Source organism: Actinokineospora terrae, from assembly GCF_900111175.1.
GTDB classification, from domain to species: domain Bacteria; phylum Actinomycetota; class Actinomycetes; order Mycobacteriales; family Pseudonocardiaceae; genus Actinokineospora; species Actinokineospora terrae.
This window is the reverse complement of the sequence record NZ_FOGI01000014.1, coordinates 155,917-176,812: the sequence shown is the minus strand read 5'-3', so window position 1 is coordinate 176,812 and position 20,896 is coordinate 155,917. Positions and strand designations below refer to the sequence as shown.

23 protein-coding genes are annotated in these 20,896 nt (G+C 69.1%); 19 read left to right on the top strand and 4 right to left on the bottom strand.

Features of this window, described 5'->3' with window-relative positions; all coding sequences use genetic code 11:
• Window positions 1-86 precede the first annotated feature (86 nt).
• The 3 genes from BMY07_RS28650 to BMY07_RS28640 are packed head-to-tail and all read left to right on the top strand — an operon-like array spanning window position 87 to window position 2,544.
• Window positions 87-821: a response regulator transcription factor gene (locus tag BMY07_RS28650; protein WP_177215850.1), complete on the top strand. Its 735-nt coding sequence runs from the start codon at window positions 87-89 to the stop codon at window positions 819-821.
• A gap of 26 nt (window positions 822-847) precedes the next feature.
• Window positions 848-2,152 carry a sensor histidine kinase gene (locus tag BMY07_RS28645; RefSeq protein WP_092785607.1) on the top strand — a complete coding sequence of 435 codons (1,305 nt, stop codon included), beginning with the start codon at window positions 848-850 and terminating at the stop codon, window positions 2,150-2,152.
• A gap of 11 nt (window positions 2,153-2,163) precedes the next feature.
• On the top strand, window positions 2,164-2,544 hold the full coding sequence (locus BMY07_RS28640; RefSeq protein WP_092785605.1) for a (deoxy)nucleoside triphosphate pyrophosphohydrolase: 381 nt from the start codon (window positions 2,164-2,166) through the stop codon (window positions 2,542-2,544).
• A gap of 58 nt (window positions 2,545-2,602) precedes the next feature.
• Here the strand turns inward: BMY07_RS28640 and BMY07_RS28635 are convergent, their stop codons facing one another.
• On the bottom strand, window positions 2,603-2,797 hold the full coding sequence (locus BMY07_RS28635; RefSeq protein WP_092785511.1) for a hypothetical protein: 195 nt from the start codon (window positions 2,795-2,797) through the stop codon (window positions 2,603-2,605).
• A 207-nt stretch (window positions 2,798-3,004) separates the two neighbouring features.
• Between BMY07_RS28635 and BMY07_RS28630 the strand changes: the two genes are divergently transcribed.
• From BMY07_RS28630 to BMY07_RS28610, 5 genes are all read left to right on the top strand, one after another.
• Window positions 3,005-3,880 carry a helix-turn-helix domain-containing protein gene (locus tag BMY07_RS28630; RefSeq protein ID WP_177215849.1) on the top strand — a complete coding sequence of 292 codons (876 nt, stop codon included), beginning with the start codon at window positions 3,005-3,007 and terminating at the stop codon, window positions 3,878-3,880.
• Window positions 3,877-4,059 carry a DUF397 domain-containing protein gene (locus tag BMY07_RS28625; RefSeq protein WP_092785507.1) on the top strand — a complete coding sequence of 61 codons (183 nt, stop codon included), beginning with the start codon at window positions 3,877-3,879 and terminating at the stop codon, window positions 4,057-4,059. The genes BMY07_RS28630 and BMY07_RS28625 overlap by 4 nt, the downstream gene beginning before the upstream one ends.
• Window positions 4,060-4,122: 63 nt before the next feature.
• The gene (locus BMY07_RS28620) at window positions 4,123-4,722 is read left to right on the top strand and encodes a hypothetical protein (protein ID WP_092785505.1); all 600 of its coding nucleotides are present in this window, start codon (window positions 4,123-4,125) and stop codon (window positions 4,720-4,722) included.
• A 154-nt stretch (window positions 4,723-4,876) separates the two neighbouring features.
• Entirely contained in the window at window positions 4,877-5,446 is a 570-nt protein-coding gene (locus tag BMY07_RS28615; protein ID WP_143073687.1) for a DddA-like double-stranded DNA deaminase toxin, read from the top strand.
• The gene (locus BMY07_RS28610) at window positions 5,443-5,859 is read left to right on the top strand and encodes an Imm1 family immunity protein (RefSeq protein ID WP_177215848.1); all 417 of its coding nucleotides are present in this window, start codon (window positions 5,443-5,445) and stop codon (window positions 5,857-5,859) included. The genes BMY07_RS28615 and BMY07_RS28610 overlap by 4 nt, the downstream gene beginning before the upstream one ends.
• Window positions 5,860-5,894: 35 nt before the next feature.
• Here BMY07_RS28610 and BMY07_RS28605 read toward each other — a convergent pair whose 3' ends face one another.
• Both BMY07_RS28605 and typA read right to left on the bottom strand, forming a co-directional pair.
• A complete protein-coding gene (locus BMY07_RS28605; protein ID WP_177215847.1) occupies window positions 5,895-6,263 on the bottom strand; it encodes an Imm1 family immunity protein in 369 nt (122 codons plus the stop codon).
• Between the two features lie 83 nt (window positions 6,264-6,346).
• Entirely contained in the window at window positions 6,347-8,266 is a 1,920-nt protein-coding gene (typA, locus tag BMY07_RS28600; protein ID WP_092785497.1) for a translational GTPase TypA, read from the bottom strand.
• Window positions 8,267-8,468: 202 nt separating this feature from the next.
• Here typA and BMY07_RS34620 point away from each other — a divergent pair, with 202 nt between their 5' ends.
• The 11 genes from BMY07_RS34620 to BMY07_RS28550 all read left to right on the top strand — a co-directional run bounded on the left by BMY07_RS34620 (window position 8,469) and on the right by BMY07_RS28550 (window position 20,074).
• Window positions 8,469-8,609, top strand: a complete 141-nt coding sequence (locus tag BMY07_RS34620; protein WP_177215846.1) for a hypothetical protein — start codon at window positions 8,469-8,471, stop codon at window positions 8,607-8,609.
• Window positions 8,610-8,762: 153 nt separating this feature from the next.
• A complete protein-coding gene (gene trpS, locus BMY07_RS28595; protein ID WP_092785495.1) occupies window positions 8,763-9,731 on the top strand; it encodes a tryptophan--tRNA ligase in 969 nt (322 codons plus the stop codon).
• Window positions 9,732-9,971: 240 nt separating this feature from the next.
• Window positions 9,972-11,561: an ABC transporter family substrate-binding protein gene (locus tag BMY07_RS28590; protein ID WP_245782713.1), complete on the top strand. Its 1,590-nt coding sequence runs from the start codon at window positions 9,972-9,974 to the stop codon at window positions 11,559-11,561.
• A 239-nt stretch (window positions 11,562-11,800) separates the two neighbouring features.
• Window positions 11,801-13,609: an ABC transporter family substrate-binding protein gene (locus BMY07_RS28585; protein ID WP_092785491.1), complete on the top strand. Its 1,809-nt coding sequence runs from the start codon at window positions 11,801-11,803 to the stop codon at window positions 13,607-13,609.
• Between the two features lie 176 nt (window positions 13,610-13,785).
• Window positions 13,786-14,784, top strand: a complete 999-nt coding sequence (locus BMY07_RS28580; RefSeq protein ID WP_092785489.1) for an ABC transporter permease — start codon at window positions 13,786-13,788, stop codon at window positions 14,782-14,784.
• Window positions 14,785-14,818: 34 nt separating this feature from the next.
• A complete protein-coding gene (locus tag BMY07_RS28575) occupies window positions 14,819-15,724 on the top strand; it encodes an ABC transporter permease (RefSeq protein ID WP_092785603.1) in 906 nt (301 codons plus the stop codon).
• Complete coding sequence (locus BMY07_RS28570) at window positions 15,724-16,887, top strand: ABC transporter ATP-binding protein (protein ID WP_092785487.1); 1,164 nt, start codon at window positions 15,724-15,726, stop codon at window positions 16,885-16,887. Before BMY07_RS28575 ends, BMY07_RS28570 begins: the two co-directional genes overlap by 1 nt.
• Window positions 16,884-17,921 (top strand): ABC transporter ATP-binding protein, encoded by a 1,038-nt coding sequence (locus BMY07_RS28565; protein ID WP_092785485.1) that lies wholly within the window; start codon window positions 16,884-16,886, stop codon window positions 17,919-17,921. The genes BMY07_RS28570 and BMY07_RS28565 overlap by 4 nt, the downstream gene beginning before the upstream one ends.
• A 107-nt stretch (window positions 17,922-18,028) precedes the next feature.
• Complete coding sequence (gene mshB / locus BMY07_RS28560) at window positions 18,029-18,901, top strand: N-acetyl-1-D-myo-inositol-2-amino-2-deoxy-alpha-D-glucopyranoside deacetylase (protein WP_092785601.1); 873 nt, start codon at window positions 18,029-18,031, stop codon at window positions 18,899-18,901.
• Window positions 18,898-19,305 (top strand): hypothetical protein, encoded by a 408-nt coding sequence (locus tag BMY07_RS28555; RefSeq protein ID WP_092785483.1) that lies wholly within the window; start codon window positions 18,898-18,900, stop codon window positions 19,303-19,305. Before mshB ends, BMY07_RS28555 begins: the two co-directional genes overlap by 4 nt.
• A complete protein-coding gene (locus BMY07_RS28550) occupies window positions 19,286-20,074 on the top strand; it encodes a hypothetical protein (RefSeq protein WP_092785481.1) in 789 nt (262 codons plus the stop codon). The genes BMY07_RS28555 and BMY07_RS28550 overlap by 20 nt, the downstream gene beginning before the upstream one ends.
• A 25-nt stretch (window positions 20,075-20,099) precedes the next feature.
• Here BMY07_RS28550 and BMY07_RS28545 read toward each other — a convergent pair whose 3' ends face one another.
• A complete protein-coding gene (locus BMY07_RS28545; RefSeq protein ID WP_092785479.1) occupies window positions 20,100-20,819 on the bottom strand; it encodes a GNAT family N-acetyltransferase in 720 nt (239 codons plus the stop codon).
• Window positions 20,820-20,896: the final 77 nt, after the last annotated feature.

The following is a 20,896-nucleotide window of genomic DNA, read 5'->3' as shown; positions in this document are numbered from 1 at the left end:
CGCCACCGTCGCTGAGATGGTGCTGAGAGCGCCCGGCCTGCTGAGAGTCGGCTGAGAGTCCACGCCCCTGGTGGGCCGCTAGCGCCATGATGGCACCTGTGAAGCCTCGGGTGCTGGTGGTCGACGACGAGCTGGGTGTGCGGCGCGCCCTGCAACGCGGGTTGACCGCCGAGGGCATGGACGTGGTCGTCGCCGCTGACGGGCCCAGCGCCCTGCGGGTGGCGCTGACCGGCGCGTTCGACGTGATCCTGCTCGACATCATGCTGCCCGGCCTGTCCGGCTACCGGGTGCTGGAGCGGCTGCGCGCCGAGGGGGTGCGCACCCCGGTGCTGCTGGTGTCGGCCAAGGACGGCGAGGTCGACCAGGCCGATGGCCTCGACCTGGGCGCCGACGGGTACCTGGTCAAGCCGTTCTCGTTCGTGGTGCTGGTCGCCCAGGTCCGCGCGGTGCTGCGGCGCGGGTCGGACGAGGGCGGCGGGCGCACGCTGCGGCTGGGCAGGCTGGAGGTCGACCGGGGGACCCGCCAGGTGCGGTTCGACGGGGCGCAGGTGTCGCTGAGCCCGCGGGAGTTCGCGGTGCTGGACACGCTGGCCGGGCGCGCCGGGTCGGTCGTCACCAAGGACGAGCTGCTGCGCGCCGTGTGGGGCGACGAGCAGGCCGCGACCCGCAACGCCGTAGAGGTGTACGTCGGCTACCTACGGCGCAAGCTCGACGCTGCGGGCGCGGACGGCATAGTGCGGACAGTGCGCGGTCACGGCTACCTGGCCTCGACCACGGAACTGGACGCCGCCATCGACCCGGCCGCGGCCCCACCCCGGTGATCGGCCTGCTGTGGCGGCGCCGCTCTATGCGCTTCCGAGTCACGACCGTCGCCACGGCCGTCACGCTCGCGGTGCTGGTAGTGCTGGCCTTGCTGACCAGCCGCATGATCGGACCGCTGCTGGTCAGGTCTACTGACGACGAACTCGCGCCAGTGCTATCCGCGGCTCTTACGGCGGTAGCTGAAGGCAAGGCGCCCTCATCCGGCACGCCCAACATCAACGTGCATGTTCTCGACACCGCGGGCACGCCCGTAGACGGCAAGCCAGCGCCGTTGCTCTCACCTGCCGACGTGAGGGTCCTCAAGGCCGGTACGCCCGTCCTACGCCTCTCAGACACCCCACCCACGCGCTGGCAGGGCACCATCGCGACCGGCCCTGACGGCTCTCAACGCCTGGTAGTCGTAGGCGCTGGCCTGCCCGGCTACGCGGCCGCGCACGGTAGCGCTCTCCGGTGGCTCTTGGTCGCCGCGATCATCGTTGCCGCTGCCAGCGCTCTAGCGACCTGGTTCGCCGTGCGATCGGCCCTCCGACCAGTGCAAAGAATGCGCGCAGCTGCGACCCGACTAGGGGCAGGCAAACGTTTGCCCCTGCCGTCGTCACACGATGAACTGCACGCCCTCGCCGGAGCCCTCAACGACCTCTTGGCCCGACGCGACGAAGCCGCAGACAGGCTAAGACGCTTCACCGGCGACGCGGCCCACGAGCTCCGATCCCCGGTCGCCTCAATCCGCGTCCAGGCTGAGGTCGCGGTCCGGCACCCCGACCCGGAGCTGTCCCAAGAGGTCCTGACCGACGTCGTCCACGAGTCCGAGCGGCTGTCAGCCCTAGTCGACGGCCTACTCACCCTGGCCCGTTCTGATGCAGGCGAGGTCCCCCCAGCAGAGCCGGTAGACCTAACAGCGGCCGCTCACGCCGCCGCCACCCGCTGCTCCTCCGACGACGGCCCCGAGGTCGTAGTCCACACCCCGGCAGGACTGTCCTGGGTCTGGGCCGCCCACAACGAGGTGGACCTAGTCCTGGACAACCTTCTGAGGAACGCCGTCCGCCACGCGCGCTCCCTGATCACGGTCACGGTCATCAGCGGCCCCACCGTCACCAGACTCGTAGTGGACGACGACGGCTCGGGTATCGCGGCCGAGCACCGCCAGCGCGTGTTCGACCGGTTTTACCGAGTCCAGGACGACCGCGCGCGCAGTAGTGGCGGAACCGGCCTCGGATTGGCTCTAGTCGCGGAGGTGATCCGCAGGCGCGGCGGGACAGTGCGTGTGGCGGAGTCGCCGGAGGGTGGCGCGCGCTTCCTGGTGAGTTGGCGAACGACGTCCCTGTCGTAAGGATGTCCCGCATGCTCGTAGTAGTGGGAACGGCGATCGTTGGCCCGCAAGGTCTCTTGGCGCAAGAGCGCGCGTTCCCGCCAGAGGTGGCTGGGATGTGGGAGGTACCCGGTGGTCGCGTGGAGCCGGGGGAGACGGACGAAGAGGCTGTCGTACGCGAGTGCATGGAAGAGCTAGGCGTAACGGTGAAGGTGGGGGAGAGGGTCGGCGCGGACATCCCCTTGCGCGAAGACCTCGTCCTCAGGGTCTATGCGGCGCAACTGATAGACGGCGAACCCACAGCCCGCGAACACCGGACGTTGAGGTGGCTCGCTGCGGCAGAGTTGTCCACGGTGACCTGGCTCCCGGCTGACGAGGCCCTGCTCCCGGACCTGCGGGCGCTCCTGGCCTGACTTTCCAGGGCCGTCCCGGGGTGTGCCGCCCGGGGTGGCGGCACACCCGTGGCGGCCCTCAGGCGGCGAGTTCGGTGCTGCAGACGCTGATCAGGGTCTCCAGGGCGTCGCGGGTGAAGCGCATGGTGAAGTCCTGGCCGGTGATGCTTTCGTTGAAGTGGACCTCGACGCCGTCGCTGCCGGTCTCGGCGCGCATGACGCAGTCCGCGTTGATGGTGACGAAGGTGTCGACGACGATCGGGGCGTGCCGCATGGGCTTCCTTTCGGGGGTGGGGTCGGGATCGCGCTCCGCTGATCACTGACTACGCTGCGAAGGCGGGCCCGGCGTTGTGGGTTACATGTATCCCATAATGTAGGGGGTACATGCATCCCTCGACAGACCCCCGATCGGGGGAAGTTTCCCCGGGCGCAACGAGATGGTGGGATGGCGGTAGCCGTGCCCACGACGACAGGAGGACCGATGGCGAAGGGCGCAGCCACCATGCCCCGAGTCTTCCTCGGCGTGGCCCTGGCCCAGCTCCGCTCGGACGCGGGCATCTCCCTGGAGGCCGCCGCCAAGCACGTCGGCAAACCCCGCCAGCGCCTGATGAACTTGCTGGAAGGCCGCGCCACCTTCACCGCCGAGGAACTCACCACCCTCGCCAAGTACCTGGGCGCCACCGGCGACCGCCTCTCCGAACTCGAATCCCTAGGCGCCGAAGCAAGAAAGTCCCCCACCGGCGACCCCTACACCGACCTGGGCCCAGAATCCTGGCGCCGCGTCGCCTACCTGGAAGCCAAGGCCGAGTCGATCCAGGCCTACGAGAACGGTGTCTTCCCCGCTCTGGTCCAGAGTGTTGGCTACGCGGAAGCGCTGATCCGTGCGACTGAAGGCGTCTGGCAGGACGAGCTGGACGATCAGGTCCGCGCCGGTCGAGCCGCCTTCCGACTCAAGCGGCAGCAGCTCGTGTTCGACTCGGCTGAGCCGAAGCGGATCAGCCTCTTCTTCACCGAAGACACGTTCAACGCGGGTGTTGGCTCGCCGCAGGTGATGGTCGAACAGTGCCAGTACATCCTCGACTTGGTCTCGGCGCACGAGAACCTGGACGTGCGGATCATTCCCACATCCACTTGGGACAACCCGGCGCAGAACGGCGGCTTCGTGCTGTTCGGCTTCGGGGAGTTGCTCAGGCCCATCGGCTTCATGCCGGTGATCTACGGCCCCTCGACCTACATGGATAGCTCGGAAGACACGGAGCGAATGGCCCGTGCCTTCGCCCGCCTCGGCGACCTGGCCCTGAGTCGTGATGACAGCCTGAAACTGGTTTCCACGAATAGGGAAAGGTTCCACAAATGAACGTCGGTCCCCAAGACACCGGTTGGTTCAAGAGCACCTACAGCGGCGGCGCCAACGACAACTGCGTCGAAGTCCGCTTCACCCAAGGCAACCCCGTGGCGATCCGCGACTCCAAGAACCCCACCGCCACCCTCACCACCCCGAACTGGCCCCAGTTCCTCACCACCCTCACCCGCTGACCTCCCCGGGGCGCCCCCCAGCGCCCCGGGCCAGCAGCCCCGCGGGTGCCGTAGCTTGCGTCCATGGACTGGCAAACCTGGCACGACGACTACGACGACCCCACTTCCACCCTGTCGCGCCGCCTCAAGGCCGTCCAAGGCCAGATCGCCGCGTTCTTCGACGCCGCGCCGCCGGGGCCGATCTCCGTTCTCAGCCTCTGCGCAGGCCAAGCCCGCGACATCTTCGGTGTCCTCCCCACCCACCCCCGCCGCCACGCCGTCCCCCCCCGCCTCGTCGCGCTGGACCCCAGAAACACCGCCATAGCAACCGAAACCGCTCGCGGCCTCCACACAGAAATCATCACCGGCGACGCAGGCAACACCACCAACGCCACCCAATCCGACCTAGTCCTCCTCTGCGGCATCTTCGGCAACATCCCCGACGCCGACATCAAACGCACAATCGACCTGGCTCCCCAACTGACCACCAACACCATCATCTGGACCCGAACCCGCCGCCGCCCAGACCTGGTCCCCACCATCTGCGCCTGGTTCGAACAACACCACTTCACCCGAACCTGGCTCTCCTCCCCCACAGAAGACTTCGGCGTCGGCGTCCACCGCCTCACCACCCCGCCCCAACCCCTCCAACCCGACCAACACCTCTTCACCTTCACCCGTTGACCACTCCGCCTTGTCCATCGCTGACAGCGTTCACCGCCTAGCGGGCCTTGTCGCATCACTTGCTGATCTCCAGCGGCTCTTGAGGCTGTGCCAGCGAGAGTTGGATACGGTTGAACGGGATGTCGTCGAGATCTTGGGCCCTACCCGGCGAGCAGTGAGGATCAACGAGGCGCTCGGTCGCGCAGAGCAGGGCCTACAAGTCCTGGACGCACTGCTTGACCAGGCCATGGTGGCTGCGCAGGTCTCCTTGGACCATCATCGAAGCCCGCCCGCCTCCGCGGCGAGATCAGGCTCGTCGTCAGAGTTCCCGGCAACCGTCGGACATGGCTTGCGCGTCGGACTTCCACCGGACCTTCCGCGCGTCGCTAACGGTGTGCGTCGACGACCAGCGGCGAAAACGCATGGCAGGTGGCTGGGATCGGATGGCGTGGTAAGAGAGGAAGTCAGCGGATGGGACAGCAAATATTACGAGGCGGTCGAGTGGTTCTATGGCCAGCCTGAGAAGAAGGTCCCGCTGACTGCTGCTGATGTGGAGGTCAAGCTCGCTGTGCACATGCGGAACAACAAGATCATGCGGGTGGAGTTGGCAATCAACAACATTCCCTGCGTCGGGGAATGGGGATGCGATACCCTGGTGCCGAGAATCCTGCCTCGCGGCTACACTATGACGATCCACGGATCCGGTGGGTTTCACGCCATTTACCACGGGGAGGCGAATCCATGATCGCGATCAGGGCATATTTCGAGGACGGCGACCCTGTGCTCCTCCGAACTCCTGACGACGTCATCGCGCTCATGGACCGTGTTCAGGCCGAGTCGCGTGAGTACGACCTCCCACTGCTCATGCAGTGGTACGTGGACGGCGACTCTGACGCGCTCGAGTTTGGTGTGGGTGTGAACAACGATCTCGGAGCGCTCACCTTCTCCGGTGGTTCCTGGCCAGGCTTGTGGTTCAGCCAGGGCGACGGCGCAGGAGACGAGTTGCTCAGCTACGACTACATGAGCCACGAACGGCCAGTGCCCGCTCGCAGTGAAATCCCTTTCGGGGACGTTCGCCGAGCCGCACTGGAGTTCCTCGCGACCGGCGATCGGCCGTCATCCATCAAATGGATAGCCATGCACGGCAAGGCGACGTGAAGACCATTGCAAGTCAGGAAACGCGGCGGTCAATCTCATGCTGCGTCGGAGACCTGGATCCAGGCGACGCAGCGGGGGCGGGCGCCGGTGTGGATGAACTCGGTGACGGCTTCCAGTACGAGTTCGTAAGGCACCTCAGTGCCGGGGAGTTGGGGATTGTGATCGCCGTCGGGGGTGAAGTAGTCGGCGTGGGTGGTGTTGGTGCCGTTGGCGGGGATCCAGGTGCCGCCAGGCTCCTCGTCCCAGGTGAGGGCGCCGAGATGACCGCGAACCCCGACCGTGAGGCAATGGTCGTGCTCAGGGGTGATGTGGCTGAGCCACCACACCGTCCCGTTGGCTGCCGTGCGTAGGGCGTCGAGAAGCGCAGTGGCCTCTAGTGCAGTGATGTCGTTGGAGTTGGGCACGATCCACCCTGCCTAGAACTGTGGGGCCTGAGTCACCGAGCAATGTCGGCAACCCAAGCCCCACAGTGAAATCCCACAGATGACTAGCGCTGGTCGCGGGCCTTGTCGCGGGAGCGCTGGCGGCCTCGGGTGGTGGCGTCGAGGATGACCTTGCGGACGCGGACGACCTCCGGGGCTACCTCGACGCACTCGTCGTTGGCGCAGAACTCGAGGGCTTCTTCGAGGCTGAGCTTGCGCGGCCTGGCCAGGGTCTCGAAGACGTCGGCGGAGGAGGAGCGCATGTTGGTGAGCTTCTTCTCCTTGGTGACGTTGACGTCGAGGTCCTCGGCGCGGGGGTTCTCGCCGACGACCATGCCCTCGTAGACGTCGGCGCCCGGGTCGACGAAGAAGGTGCCGCGGTCGGCGAGCTGGAGCATGGCGTACGCGGTGGTCGGGCCCTGGCGGTCGGCGACCAGCGAGCCGGTGTGGCGGCTGCGGATCTCACCGGCCCACGGGAAGTAGCCCTCGAAGATGGCGTTGGCGATGCCGGTGCCGCGGGTCTCGGTGAGGAAGTCGGTGCGGAAGCCGATCAGGCCGCGCGACGGGACGACGTACTCGACCTTGATGCGGCCGCTGCCGTGCCCGCCCATGTGCTCCAGGCGGCCCTTGCGGCTGGCCAGCAGCTGCGTGATGGCGCCGAGGTACTCCTCGGGGGCGTCCACCGTCAGGTGCTCGAAGGGCTCGCACAGCTTGCCGTCGATGGTGCGGGTGACGACCTCGGGCTTGCCGACGGTCAGCTCGAAGCCCTCGCGGCGCATCTGCTCGACCAGGATGGCCAGCGCCAGCTCGCCGCGGCCCTGCACCTCCCAGGCGTCGGGGCGCTCGGTGGGCAGCACGCGCACGCTGACGTTGCCGACCAGCTCCGCGTCGAGCCGGGCCTTGACCACGCGCGCGGTGAGCTTGTTGCCGCCGTTGCGCCCGGCCAGCGGGGAGGTGTTGACCCCGATGGTCATCGAGATGGCGGGCTCGTCGACGGTCAGCCGGGGCAGCGCGACCGGGTTGTCCAGGTCGGCGAGGGTGTCGCCGATGGTGATCTCCGGGATGCCCGCGATGGCGACGAGCTCACCGGCTGAAGCCTCCTCGGCGGGGACGCGGTCCAGTGCCTCGGTGACCAGCAGCTCGGTGATGCGGACGTTCGAGGTGGTGCCGTCCTCGCGCATCCAGGCCACGGTCTGGCCCTTGCGCAGCCGACCGGAGTGGATCCGGCACAGCGCGATGCGGCCGAGGAAGCTGGACGCGTCGAGGTTGGTGACCAGGGCGCGCAGCGGGCCTGCCGCGTCGGCCAGCGGCGCCGGGACCTTGTCCATCAGCAGGTCGAACAGCGGGTCGAGGTTCTCGCTGTCGGGCAGGCCGCCGTCCTCGGGCTGGTTGAGGCTGGCCATGCCCGCGCGGGCGGAGGCGTAGACGACCGGCAGGTCCAGCACGGACTCGTCCACGTTGTCCAGCTCGGAGGCCAGCTCCAGCAGCAGGTCGTGGGTCTCCTCGACGATCTCGGCGATCCGCGCGTCCGGGCGGTCGACCTTGTTGACCACGAGCACGACCGGCAGGTTCGAGGCCAGCGCCTTGCGCAGCACGAACCGGGTCTGTGGCAGCGGGCCCTCGGAGGCGTCGACCAGCAGCAGGACACCGTCCACCATGGCCAGACCGCGCTCGACCTCGCCGCCGAAGTCGGCGTGGCCGGGGGTGTCGACGACGTTGATCACGATCGGCCCGTCCGGCGTCTGGCGGCGCACGGCGGTGTTCTTGGCCAGGATCGTGATGCCCTTCTCCCGCTCCAACTCGCCGGAGTCCATGACCCGGTCGACGAGTTCGGCGCGCGCGGCGAAGGCGCCGGACTGGCGCAGCATGGCGTCGACCAGGGTCGTCTTGCCGTGGTCGACGTGCGCGACGATGGCGACGTTGCGCAGGTCGTTGCGGCGCAGGCCTGAGGTGGCCTGCTCGGCGGATGCGGTCGCTGTGGGCACGCGCGTGCTCCCGGTTCCTTGCTCTGGCGGTTGAGGGCGGCCCGGGCATGTCACGTGGCAGGGCGCCCGCGCAGCGGATGCGCTGCTGATGGCGTACACCAGGATACCCCGTCGGGTGGTGTGAGCAGCACCACGCACGCGATCAAGGAAGGTTAACCTAACCTCAGTTGCGGGATTTGGCCGGAACGGGGAGGTGGGGGACGTGGGGAAGAAGCAGCGCACGCCCGCCGAGGCCGTCCGCAAGCTGATGAAGTCGGGCAAGGTCAAGAAGAAGTGCTGCCAGTCGAAACCGCGCTGCGGCAGGTGCCCGGTGCTGGCGCTGAAACGATTGAAGGCGGCGTGACGGCTGCGCTACCGTTCGCCGTGATGAGCACTCACAACGTCACCCTGTGGTGGGCCACCGACCGGCGGCCCTGACGTTGTGCACCCCACAGGCCGCCCACCCGGGCGGTCTTGGGACCCCGGGCGGGCGGCCCAGGCTTCGAGGAGCGAAGAGATGACCCGCCTGTCGGCGATCACCCCGTCCGGCCACGCCCATCTCGGCAACCACCTGGGCGCGATCCGCCGGTGGGCGCGCGAGGGCAGTGCCGGTGACCTGTACTTCGTCAGCGACCTGCACGCGATGACGGTGTCGTACAACCCGTCGCGGCTGCGGTCGCTGTCCCGGGAGCTGCTGGCCGTGCTGCTGGCCGCCGGGATCAAACCGGACCGGGTGTTCGTCCAGTCCGACCTGGTGCGCGAGCTCGGCGCGCTGAGCTGGGTGCTGGAGTGCACCTGCTCGTTCGGCGAGGCGGCGCGGATGACCCAGTTCAAGCAGCGCGCCGACGGCCAGGGGATGGTCCGGCTCGGACTCCTCACCTACCCGGTCTTGATGGCGGCGGACATCCTCTTGCAGGGTGCGACCGAGGTGCCGGTCGGCCAGGACCAGACCCAGCACGTCGAGCTGGCCCGCAGCCTGGCCCGGCGGTTCAACTCGACCTTCGGCGAGGTCTTCGTGGTGCCCCGCGCCGTGATGGCCCCGACCGCGGCGCGGGTGATGGACCTGTCCGACCCGACGCGCAAGATGTCGAAGTCCACTCAGGACAACGCGGGCGTCGTGTTCCTGCTCGACGACCCGGACCTGGTGCGCCGCAAGGTGATGCGCGCGGTCACCGACAACGAGAAGCGACTCGAGTACCGGCCGACGACCCAGCCCGGGTTGGCCAACCTGCTGGAGATCCTCGCGGCGTGCGTCGGCCGCTCACCGATCGAGATCGCCGACGAGTACTCGTCCTACGGAGAGCTGAAGGAAGCCGTCGCCGAGGCGGTCGTGGCGGAACTGGCACCCCTGCGGGCGTCCACCTTGGAGCTCCTCGACGACCCGAAGGAGCTCGACGAGATCCGCGCCGCCGGTGCCGCGCGGGCTCGGGAATGGGGCCGGCACGTGCTGGAATCAGCGCTGCGGATGGCGGGCCTCAGCGGGTAGCCGAGATCACGCGGTAGATCACACGGAACCTGCTCCCAGGCCCGTGCGTCATGCGGTTGGCTGCATAACCGGTGGCGGGGCGGGTCTGGGAGCATGGGCCTTTCGTGGTCGCCTGGGGGAGGAGGGGTCGTGTGGCTCGCGCGTCGTAGGGGGGCTGCGCGGCTGGGGGCTGTGCTGGTGGTCGCGGTGGCCGTGGGGGGCTGTACGAACGCGCCGCCGCCGCCGTTGGTGACCACTGAGGTGGCGCGGACGCAGACGAGCAAGCTGCCGACGCCCAACGAGGCCGTGGTGGGCGTCGACAGCGTCGCGGGCGGCTACAACCCGCACAAGCTCTCCGACCAGTCCACGATCACCAACGCGCTGGCCCAGGTCCTGCTGCCCTCGGTGTTCCGCCCCGGCCCGGACGGCACTCCTGTGCTGGACCGCACCCTGATGGCCTCCGCCGAGGTCACCAGCGCCGAGCCGTACACGGTCACCTACCGCCTGCGCCCCGAGGCGGCCTGGTCGGACTCCGCGCCCATCGCCGCCGAGGACTTCGTCTACCTGTGGGAGCAGCTGCGCGAGGAACCCGGCGTGATCGACAGCGCGGGGTACCGGCTGATCTCCAACATCTCCGCCAGCGACGCGGGCCGGGTCGTCGAGGTCACCTTCGCCAAGCCGTACCCGGGCTGGCGCGGGCTGTTCGCCAACCTGCTGCCCGCCCACCTGCTCAAGGACATCCCCGGCGGCTGGGCCAACGTGCTGCGCGAGAACTTCCCGGTCACCGCGGGCCCGTTCTCGGTCAAGGGCATCGATCGCGACCGCGGCGAGGTAGTCCTAGAGCGCAACGACCGCTACTGGTCGACCCCCGTCCCGCTGGACCGCGTCATCCTGCGCCGAGGTGACGCTGACGGCATCGCGTCCGCTCTGCGCTCCGGGCACGACCAGTTGGCCCTGTCCGCGCCGGACGCCGATGGCCTCACCGCCATGACCAACCTCGGCCTGACCGTCACCACGACCACCGTGCCCCGCCCCGCCGTCGCCACGGTCCTGCTGCGCCCGGTCGGTGCCGCGATGGCCGACCAGCGCATCCGCTCCGCCGTGGTCGCGCTGACCGACCGCGAGGCCCTGGTCAAGGCGGGCACCGGCGGCGGCCCCGGTCTGCCCGCGAACGCGCAGGTCCTGGCCCCGAGCGCCCGCGGCTACACCTCCACCGCCGCGCCGCCGACCAAACCGGACCCGGCGCTCGCCCAGAGCCTGCTCACCCAGGCCGGGTACACCCGGGTCAACGAGGGCTGGATGCTCGGCGCGACCCCGCTCAACCTGGTCATCGCCGCCCCCGCGGGCCGCTCCGCCTACATCGACATGGCCCGTGAGCTGCAACGGCAGCTGTCCGCGGGCGGCGTCCAGTCCCGGCTGATCACCCCCGAGGCGGACCTGCTGTTCACCGACCTGCTGGCCCCGCGCCCGGCCACCGCCACCGCGCCCGCCGAGCAGGTCGACCTCGTAGTGGCTCCCCAGCCCGCCGGTGGCGACCCGGTGACCGCGCTGGCCACCCGGTTCGGCTGCGGCCCCGTGACGGCCGGTACGCCCGTCGCAGCCGCCAACCCGACGGGTTTCTGCGACCAGACCGTGCAGGACACCATCGACAAGGCCATCACCGGCGGCGTCGCCCTCCCGGAGGCGCTCGGCCTGGTCGAACCGGCACTGTGGAGCCGCGCGGTTGCACTACCTCTTTACCAAGAGGCCGACGCGCTGGTCGTCCGCCGCGAAATGTCCGGTGTGGCCGCCGGGCCGCCGGGTGCCGGACCGTTCGCGACGGCTCCTCAGTGGCAACGACCCCAGGGGTGACTCAGACCACGCTGCGTCATGGGACAACACCGTGGGGTACCTGCTGGTAACGGTCTCGTTGCACCCCGACGCCTGCCGGTCACCCTTTGGTCACGATCGCCGCGCCAGAGGTGACCCCGGTGACAGTTCGTTCCTAGCGTGCCCACCTAGTGCGCCGCCCAACGGTCGTTGGGCGCGTGAAGGGTTCCGGGTGCGGCCCGGCCGGATCGGTCGTGGGCGACCCTGTGCTAGGAGGGCACGTGTCAACTAAGAGAAACTCACTGTCGGCGATCGCGTTGGTCGTCGGTGCGTCGCTCGTCCTGAGCGCGTGCGGCGGTGGTTCCAGCGACAACGGCGGCAGCACCGGGGCGCAGGAGCCGACCGGCGACATCGCCTCGATGGCGATCGCGAAGGGCGAGTCCGGCGACGAGTACACCTCGCCGGAGGTTCCGCAGTCGACTGACACCTTCGTCGTCTCGACCGACAACCCGTACACCGCGTACAACAACTCCGCGGCGGACGCGAACAACTCGTACAACACGTTCGCGCTCGCGCAGGTCATCTCGGGCGCCTACAAGCTCGACGGCAACAACAAGGTCCTGCTCAACAAGGACGTGATGGAGAGCGTCGAGATCACCAGCAAGTCCCCGCAGGTCGTCACCTGGAAGATCAAGCCGGGCGTGACCTGGTCCGACGGCGAGGCCTGGGACTGCGACGACTTCTACCTGGCGTGGCTGTCCTCGACCGGCAAGTCCAAGGGCGCCGACGGCAAGGACATCTTCACCTCGGCCAACACCACCGGCTACGAGCTCATCGACAAGGTCGAGTGCCCCTCGCAGACCGAGGTCGTCACCACCTTCGGCACGTCCTACCCGGACTACAAGGGCCTGTTCGGCATCTCGCTGGACATCATGCCCGCGCACATCCTGGAGAAGGCGACCGGCGTCGCCGACGTCACCAAGCTGACCCCGACCGGCGGCGACCAGGTCGCGCTGGGCAAGGTCGCGGAGTTCTGGAAGACCAAGTGGAACGGCTTCGACAAGGAGCTGATGCCCGCTTCCGGCGCCTACCAGATCACCGCCTTCGAGCAGAACAACTCCGTGACCCTCGAGCGCAACCCCAAGTGGGTCGGCAAGCCCGGTGGCCCGGCCAAGATCGTGCTGCGCGGCATCTCCGACCAGGTCGCCCAGGCCCAGGCGCTGGAGAACGGCGAGGTCCAGGTCAACTCCATGGCCCAGCCGGACGCCAACGCCGCCGAGCGGCTGCGCGGCCTGTCCTCGCAGGGTGTGCGCTTCGGTGCCTCCAACGGCCTCTCGTTCGAGCACATGGACCTCAACTTCAAGAACAAGTGGTTCGCCGACCAGGCCGTCCGCAAGGCGTTCATGCAGTGCGTGAACCGCGACGAGCTGGCCGAGAAGCTGATCCGCCCGGTGCTCGAGAACGCCAAGCCGCTCGGCTCGCTGGTCTTCTTCCAGGCCGAGGAGGGCTACACCGACAACTACGCGCAGTACAAGGGTGACGCGGCCGCGGCCAAGTCCACCCTCGAGGGCGCGGGCTACACCATCGGTGGCGACGGCATCGCGACCAAGGGCGGCGAGAAGGTGTCGATCAAGATCAGCCACACCGACATCCCGCGCCGCAAGCAGACCGTCGAGCTCATCCAGTCCCAGTGCAAGCCCGCGGGCCTGGAGATCATCGACGACACCGACCCGAACTTCCTCGACACCCGGGTGAGCCAGGGCGACTACGACGTGGCGCTGTTCGCCTGGTCCGCCGCGCCGTTCAAGTCCAGCCAGAAGGCGATCTACGAGACCGGCGGCGGCCAGAACTGGTCCAACTACGCCAACCCGAAGGTCGACGCCGCCTACAAGGACGCGAGCAGCAACCTCGACGAGGCCGCTTCCCGCAAGGCCTTCCAGGACGCCGACCGCCTGATGGCCGAGGACAACTACTCGCTGCCGCTCTACCAGCTCCCGAACATGTGGGCGTTCAAGGGCATCGACAAGGTCTACTTCCAGTCGTACAACGGCGCTCTCTGGAACGCCAACGAGTGGGTCAAGACCTCGTAGTCGACTCCCTGCCGCCACCCAGGCGGCGACACATCTGGTCGACGAAGTCCGAGGGGCCGGGCCGCACAGTCCGGCCCCTCGGCCTTGGGTACCTGACCTGGTCGGGCGCACACTGACGCAGGCAGGGACAACCAGCGCCGCCCACCGGCCGCCTGGGACCCCACCGAGGAGCTCTCGTGATTCGCTACATCATCCGTCGGCTGCTGATCTCCGTCCCCATCCTGGCCGTCGGCAGCCTCTTCGCCTTCTTCCTCGTCGCCGCCGCGGGCAACCCGGTCGCCGAGCTCAAGGCCAAACCGGGCGTCACCGCCCAGCAGATCCGCGACCTCGAGTCCAGCCTCGGCCTCGACCAGCCGATCATCGTCCGGTACTGGAAGTGGCTGCTGGACTTCCTGCAGGGCGACTGGGGCAAGTCCATCGCGCTCGGCCAGGCCAAGGTGGACGTCTTCGAGTCCGTCATGCGGGCGCTGTGGATCACCGCCCGGCTGGTGGTCGGCGCCGAGCTGCTGGCCATCGTGCTGGGTGTCTCGGTCGGCGTCCTCGCCGCGGTCAAGCAGTACTCGATCTTCGACTACCTCGCCACCTCCAGCGCGTTCCTGATGTTCTCGATGCCCATCGTGTGTGTCGCGGTGATCCTCAAGACCTACGGCATCAAGTTCAACAACCTGCTGGAGAGCCTGGGCATGGACCGGTGGCTGAGCACCGTCAGCCCCGCGGCCGGTGGCTTCCAGGGGTCGTTCAGCGAGGTGATCTTCAAGTACACCGGCACGTACCTGCTGCCGACGCTGAGCCTCACCCTGATCAGCTTCGCCGCCTACAGCCGGTTCCAGCGCGCCTCGATGCTCGAGACGCTGAACTCCGACTACGTGCGCACCGCGCGGGCCAAGGGCATCTCGCAGCGGCGGGTGATCTTCCGGCACGCCTTCCGCAACGCGCTGATCCCGGTGAGCACGCTGTTCTCCATCAACTCGGCCGCGCTGTTCTCCGGGGCGATCATCACCGAGACCGTGTTCGGGTGGAAGGGCATGGGCAACCTCTTGGTCCAGTCCATTCGCACCTTCGACCCGTACATGCTGATGGGCTGGCTGATGGTCACCGCCACGCTGGTCATCGTGTTCAACCTGGTTGCCGACATCATGTACGGCTTCCTCGACCCGAGGATCCGCCTTGCCTAGCGACCCCGCACTCAACCCGCTCGGCGCGACCGGCCTGCCACCGGCAGGCACCGTCGCCGTCGCCACGGCCAGCGAGTTCGACACCACGAAGGCGCGCAAGCAGAGCACCCTCGTCCTGCGCCGCTTCTTCCGCCACCGCCTCGCCGTCGCCGCGCTCGTGGTGTTCCTGCTGATCTGCGCGATCGGCTTCCTCGGCCCGCTGTTCTGGACCGTCTCGGTCGAGGACACCAGCAGCCGCGGCTACCTGCCGCCCAGCGCGGCGCACCCGCTGGGCACCATCCAGACCGGCAAGGACATGCTGGCCCAGCTGATCATCGGCACCCGGCTCTCGGTGCAGATCGCGCTGGTCGTGGCCATCGGGTCCACCCTGGTCGGGGTGCTGCTCGGCGCCCTCGCGGGCTACCTGCGCGGCGCGGTGGACAGCACCATCAGCCGGTTCGTCGACCTGATGCTGATCATCCCGCAGATCGCCGTCGCCGCGATCCTGGTCCGCGCGCTGAGCGGCTCCTGGTACACCGTGGCGTTCATCCTCGCCGCGTTCGGCTGGATGACCATCGCCCGCATCACCCGCGGCGAGACGCTGTCGTTGGCGCAGCGCGAGTTCGTCGAGGCCGCCCGCGCGGCGGGGGCCAAGACCCGGTGGATCATCTTCCGGCACCTGGTGCCCAACATGATCGGCACCATCACCGTGAACACCACCCTCGCGGTGGCCAGCGCCGTGCTCTCGGAGGCGGCGCTGTCGTTCATCGGGCTCGGCGTGCAGCCGCCGGACACCTCGCTCGGGCTGATCATCAACGAGAACTACTCGCAGATCACCAACCGGCCCTGGCTGTTCTGGGGGCCGTTCGTGATCATCGTGCTGCTCTCGCTCGCGGTGAACTTCATCGGCGACGGCCTGCGCGACGCGTTCGACCCACGCCAGACGAAGGTGCGTGCCTGATGACCGGACTGCTGCACGGCAACCACCACGACGCCGCCAGGACCGACACCGTGCTCTCGGTGGAGAACCTGTCGGTGACCTTCCCCACCGACGACGGGAACGTCCGCGCGGTGCGGGACGTCTCCTACCAGCTGCGCCCGCGCGAGGTGCTCGGCATCGTCGGCGAGTCCGGCTCGGGCAAGTCGGTGTCCTCCATGGCCGTGATGGGCCTGCTCCCCGGTACCGCCAAGGTGACCGGGTCCATCCGCTACCGCGACCGCGAACTGGTCGGACTGTCCTACAAGGACATGCAGAGCGTGCGCAACAACGGCGTCGCGATGATCTTCCAGGACCCGATGACCTCGCTCAACCCGGTCTACACCATCGGCTGGCAGCTGGCCGAGGCCTACCGGGCGCACCACGCGGTGTCCAAGAAGGCCGCCTGGGCCAAGGCCGTCGAGGCGCTGGAACTGGTCGGCATCCCGCAACCGGACCGGCGCGCCGCCCAGTACCCGCACGAGTTCTCCGGCGGCATGCGCCAGCGCGTGGTGATCGCCATGGCGATCATCAACGACCCGGACGTGATCATCGCCGACGAGCCGACCACCGCGCTCGACGTCACCGTCCAGGCCCAGATCCTGGAGACCCTGCTGCGGCTGCGCGACGAGGTGAACGCGGGCATCATCATGATCACCCACGACCTCGGCGTGGTGGCGGGCATGGTCGACCGGGTCCAGGTCATGTACGGCGGCACGGTCGTGGAGTCCGGCCCGGTCGACGAGGTCTTCGACCGGCCGCGGATGCCCTACACCGTCGGCCTGCTCGGCTCGCTGCCCAACCCGGCCAAGCTCGGGCAGCGGCTCACCCCGATCAGCGGCGCGCCGCCGTCGCTGATCAACCTGCCGAAGGGCTGCGCGTTCTCGCCGCGCTGCCCGATCGCGGTCGACGAGTGCCGCACCCAGGAGCCGCTGCTGCTGGGCACCGAACGCGGCGACCACACCACCCGCTGCCACCGCTGGCAGCACCTCGCCTCGCTGCCCCAACCGCGCGCGCTGTTCCACCACGAGGAGATCGGGGTGATCGAGAACCCGGCCGCGCTGGTCGAGGCCGATCCCGACATCCCGGTGGCCGAGGAGGCGCACACGGTCGAACTGCGGCTGCCGTACGAAGGGCGAAACCCATGACGAACACCGAGGCGGCCCCCGGGCGGCACGCCGCCCGCGAGGCGAACCCCCCGCTGCTGCGGGTGCAGGGGCTGGTCAAGTCGTTCCCGGTGCGCGGCGGCGGCATCATCCCGCGCACCGTCGGGCAGGTGCAGGCGGTCTCCGAGGTCAGCTTCGAGCTGAACCGGGGCGAGACGCTCGGCCTGGTCGGCGAGTCCGGCTGCGGCAAGTCGACCACCGGTCGGGCCATCCTGCAGCTGCACAAGCCGACCTCCGGGTCGGTCCAGTTCGAGGGCCGCGAGCTGACCACGCTCAAGCCAGCGCAGATGCGGCCGCTGCGCCGCGACCTGCAGATCGTGTTCCAGGACCCGTACGCCTCGCTCGACCCGCGCTGGCAGGTCAACGACGTGGTGGCCGAGCCGCTGCGCATCCACGGCGTCGGGTCCGGCAAGCAGATCCAGCGGCGGGTCGACGAGCTGCTGGAGCTGGTCGGGCTCAACCCCGAGCACCGCAACCGGTACCCGCACGAGTTCTCCGGCGGGCAGCGCCAGCGCATCGGCATCGCCCGCGCGCTCGCGCTGGACCCGAAGCTGATCGTGCTCGACGAGCCGGTGTCGGCGCTGGACGTGTCGGTGCAGGCCGGGGTGGTCAACCTGCTGGAGGAACTGCAGCAGCGGCTCGGCCTGGCGTACCTGTTCGTCGCCCACGACCTGTCGGTGGTGCGGCACATCTCGCACCGGGTCGCGGTGATGTACCTGGGCAAGATCGTGGAGATCGGCGACCGGGAGGCGATCTACGCCCGGCCGTCGCACCCGTACACCCAGGCACTGCTGTCCGCGGTCCCCGTGCCCGACCCGCGCGTGGAGCGCCAGCGCAAGCGGATCGTGCTCACCGGCGACGTGCCCAGCCCGGTGTCACCGCCGTCGGGGTGCCGATTCCGCACCCGGTGCTGGAAGGCGCAGGACGTGTGCGCGACGACGGAGCCGCCGTTGGTGCGCCACGGCGGGACTTTCTCGGCCTGCCACTTCGCTGAGGAACGCGACGTGTTGTCGTAGTAGGGTGCTGCCGCCGGGGCCTTCGGTCCCGCGCTGGTTGTCCGGTGCCGGTGCTCGGCCAGTCCGACGCACCGGCGCCGCCCCTACACGCCCCTAGGCTGAACCCGATGCTGACAGCGCCACCTCGACTTCTGCTCGTCCACGCCCACCCGGACGACGAGAGCCTGTGGACTGGCGGGACCATCGCCAGGTACGCGGCCGCGGGCGTCCAGGTCACCCTGGTCACCTGCACTCTCGGCGAGGAGGGCGAGGTCATCCCCACCTCGCTGGCCCAGCTCGCCACGGAAGCCGCCGACCAGCTCGGTGGGTACCGGGTCGGTGAGCTGCGCGCCGCCTGCGCCGCCCTCGGCGTCTCCGACCACCGCTACCTCGGCGGAATGGGCCGTTGGCGCGACTCGGGGATGGCGGGCGTCGGCGCTAACAGCCACCCCCGCGCGTTCGCCGGCGGTGACCTCGCCGAGCAGACCGACGCTCTTACCGCGATCCTGCAGGATGTCCGGCCGCAGGTCGTTGTCACGTACGGGCCCGATGGCGGATACGGCCATCCGGACCACATCCGCGCCCACGAGATCACCGTCGCCGCTGTCGCCGGTGTGCCTGACGTGGCGCGGTTGTACTACACGGTGGTGTCCAAGCAGGCGGTTGAGGACGGGGTCGCCTCGCTCGACGGGGTCGAAGGGCTCCCGTGGCGCCTACCTGCCGCCGGTGAACTGCCGGTCGTGGACGACGCCGACATCACCACCGCCGTGTTCATCGGCGACCACCTGCCCGCGAAACTCCGCGCGCTGCGGGCGCACGCGACCCAGGTCAGTGTGTGGCAGGGGCAGGACGGCACCGACGCCTACGCGCTGTCCAACGGGATCGCGCAGCCGGTGGTCGACCACGAGTACTACACCCTCGCGCGCGGCACGGCGGACGCCATCGAGTCGGACGTGTTCGGCGGGCTCGCCCCGGTCGAGCACGTCGGCGCCGACCGGTGACCACAGGCGAGCGCGTCCGGTACGGCGGGCTGTTGGCCGCGAGCGTGGTGCTCGCCGTGTTCGAGCTGTTCTTCCTGCCGCTGCGGCTGGACGGGCGGGTGCTGCCCGACATCGGGGCGCTGCCGTTCCCGATCACGGTGGTCCTGGCCGGGGTCACCATGCCGTGGCTGGTCGTGCGGGCCGGGCGGATCAAGGCCAAGGCCGCGTTCGCCGGTGGCCCGCTCTACATCTGGCTGGCGACCCTGCTGGTGTTCGTGGTCGTCGGACCCGGCGGCGACATGGTCGTCATGACGGACTGGCGCACACTCCTGCTGTTGGCCGCCGGGGCGTTCCCCGCCACCGTGAAGATCGGTGACGTCCTGGCCAGAGCGACGAGGGACGACCATGACCGAGCTGATCACTGACCAGCACGTGGTGTCGGTGCTGCGCCCGTTCGTCCGCGCCACCACCCCGGTGCTGGGTGCCCTGCGCGACGCCGACCCGCTCGGCCTGGTCCGCCGGGTGCTCGGGTCCCGCGAGGAGCACGAGGCCGCGGTCGAGCTGGCCAAGGTGGACCGCAGCGTCGTCAAGGGCCTGGAGAGCGTCCGGGTCCCGGGCACGGCGGCGTGGCACGCGATGTCGGTCGCCGACCGCGACGACTGGTGGGTCAACCGCGTCGGCCGCTTCACCGTGCTGATGGCCTCGATCCCCGGCATCGGCGGCGCCCTCGCCGACCGGCTGCCGATCCAGGACACCCTCGCCACCGCGGGCCAGGGCCTCGTCCTGTCCGCCATCGCCGTCGAACACGGCGCCGAGGACCCGGCCACCAAGGTCCGCCTCATCGCCCACGTCCTGTTCGACCGCGACATAGACCCCCTCCTGGCCACCGGCGAGGGCGACCTGCTCACCGACGACCAGGAAGACGCCGCCACCGCCGAGATGACCGCCGACCTCGACGAGTCCCAGCGCACCCACGGCAAGATCACCCCCAAAGCCGCCGCCAAGTCCCTCTGGCGCCTGGGCCGCACCCTCCTGGCCCTCGGCGACGAACTGGACAAACGCCCCCAGGGCCGCTTCTACCACAAAGCCATGGGCATGCTCCCCGTAGTTGGCCTCGCAGGCGACTACCTGGGCGAACGGAGCGCCCTCAAACGCGCCGCCAAGAAGGGCCGCACCTGGCTGGACGCGCTCTAGTCGGCGGCGCTTGGCTGGGCGCCTGCTAGTTCGCCGGCGGGATCCAGTAGCGGTAGCGGTGCGACTCTCGGTAGCCGTGGCGGAGGTAGAGGCGCCACGCGGGGTGGTTGTCGGTGGCTACTTGGAGGACTCGGCCTCGGGTGGCGGGGGACCAGAGGTCCAGACCTGCCAGGAGGGCGGTGGCGATGCCTTGCCTTCTGTGGTCGGCGTGGACCTCGACGACGGCGATGTGCAGCCAGTCGTCGACGACGCAACCCCTGGCTATTCCCACAATGCGGTCTGCTCGGCGCACCGACGCGAAGCCGACCTTCGGGCCCCTGGTCAGCACGTGCCGTTGCGCCTCGGTGGCGCTGCCGCCTACTGCTAGTTCCAACCATCCCTTAGGCGGTTCGTTGTCCACCTTGGCGGTTGCGCTGCCTGTCCCTAGGGGACTGTGCAGAACAGCGGACTCCGCGCCCTTGGGGTGCGCGGCGTTCACCGACCAGCCGTGGTCGGCGAGTTCGCGTTCCCAGTGCGACCCCACGAGCACCTGCGCGTACGGCGGGATCCCGTGCTCGTCTGCAAAGGTCACGACGTGTTTGAGGGCCTGCTCGGTGGGCATCCCAGGGTCGCCCGCGACCAGCGCGCTGTTAGCCCTACCGGTGTAGCCGCCTGCCGCACGGAGGCGCCATTCGCCGAGGCGGCGACTTACCTGAGGTGGCCACGCGTCAGCACAAACTGCCTCTAGTGTCGATACCGTGCTCACCCCGCGAGTCTGGCCCCTATCAGCCCGTACTCGTGTGTGAGCTAGACAGCACCGGGTGCGTGCGCCCTCGGCGGTCG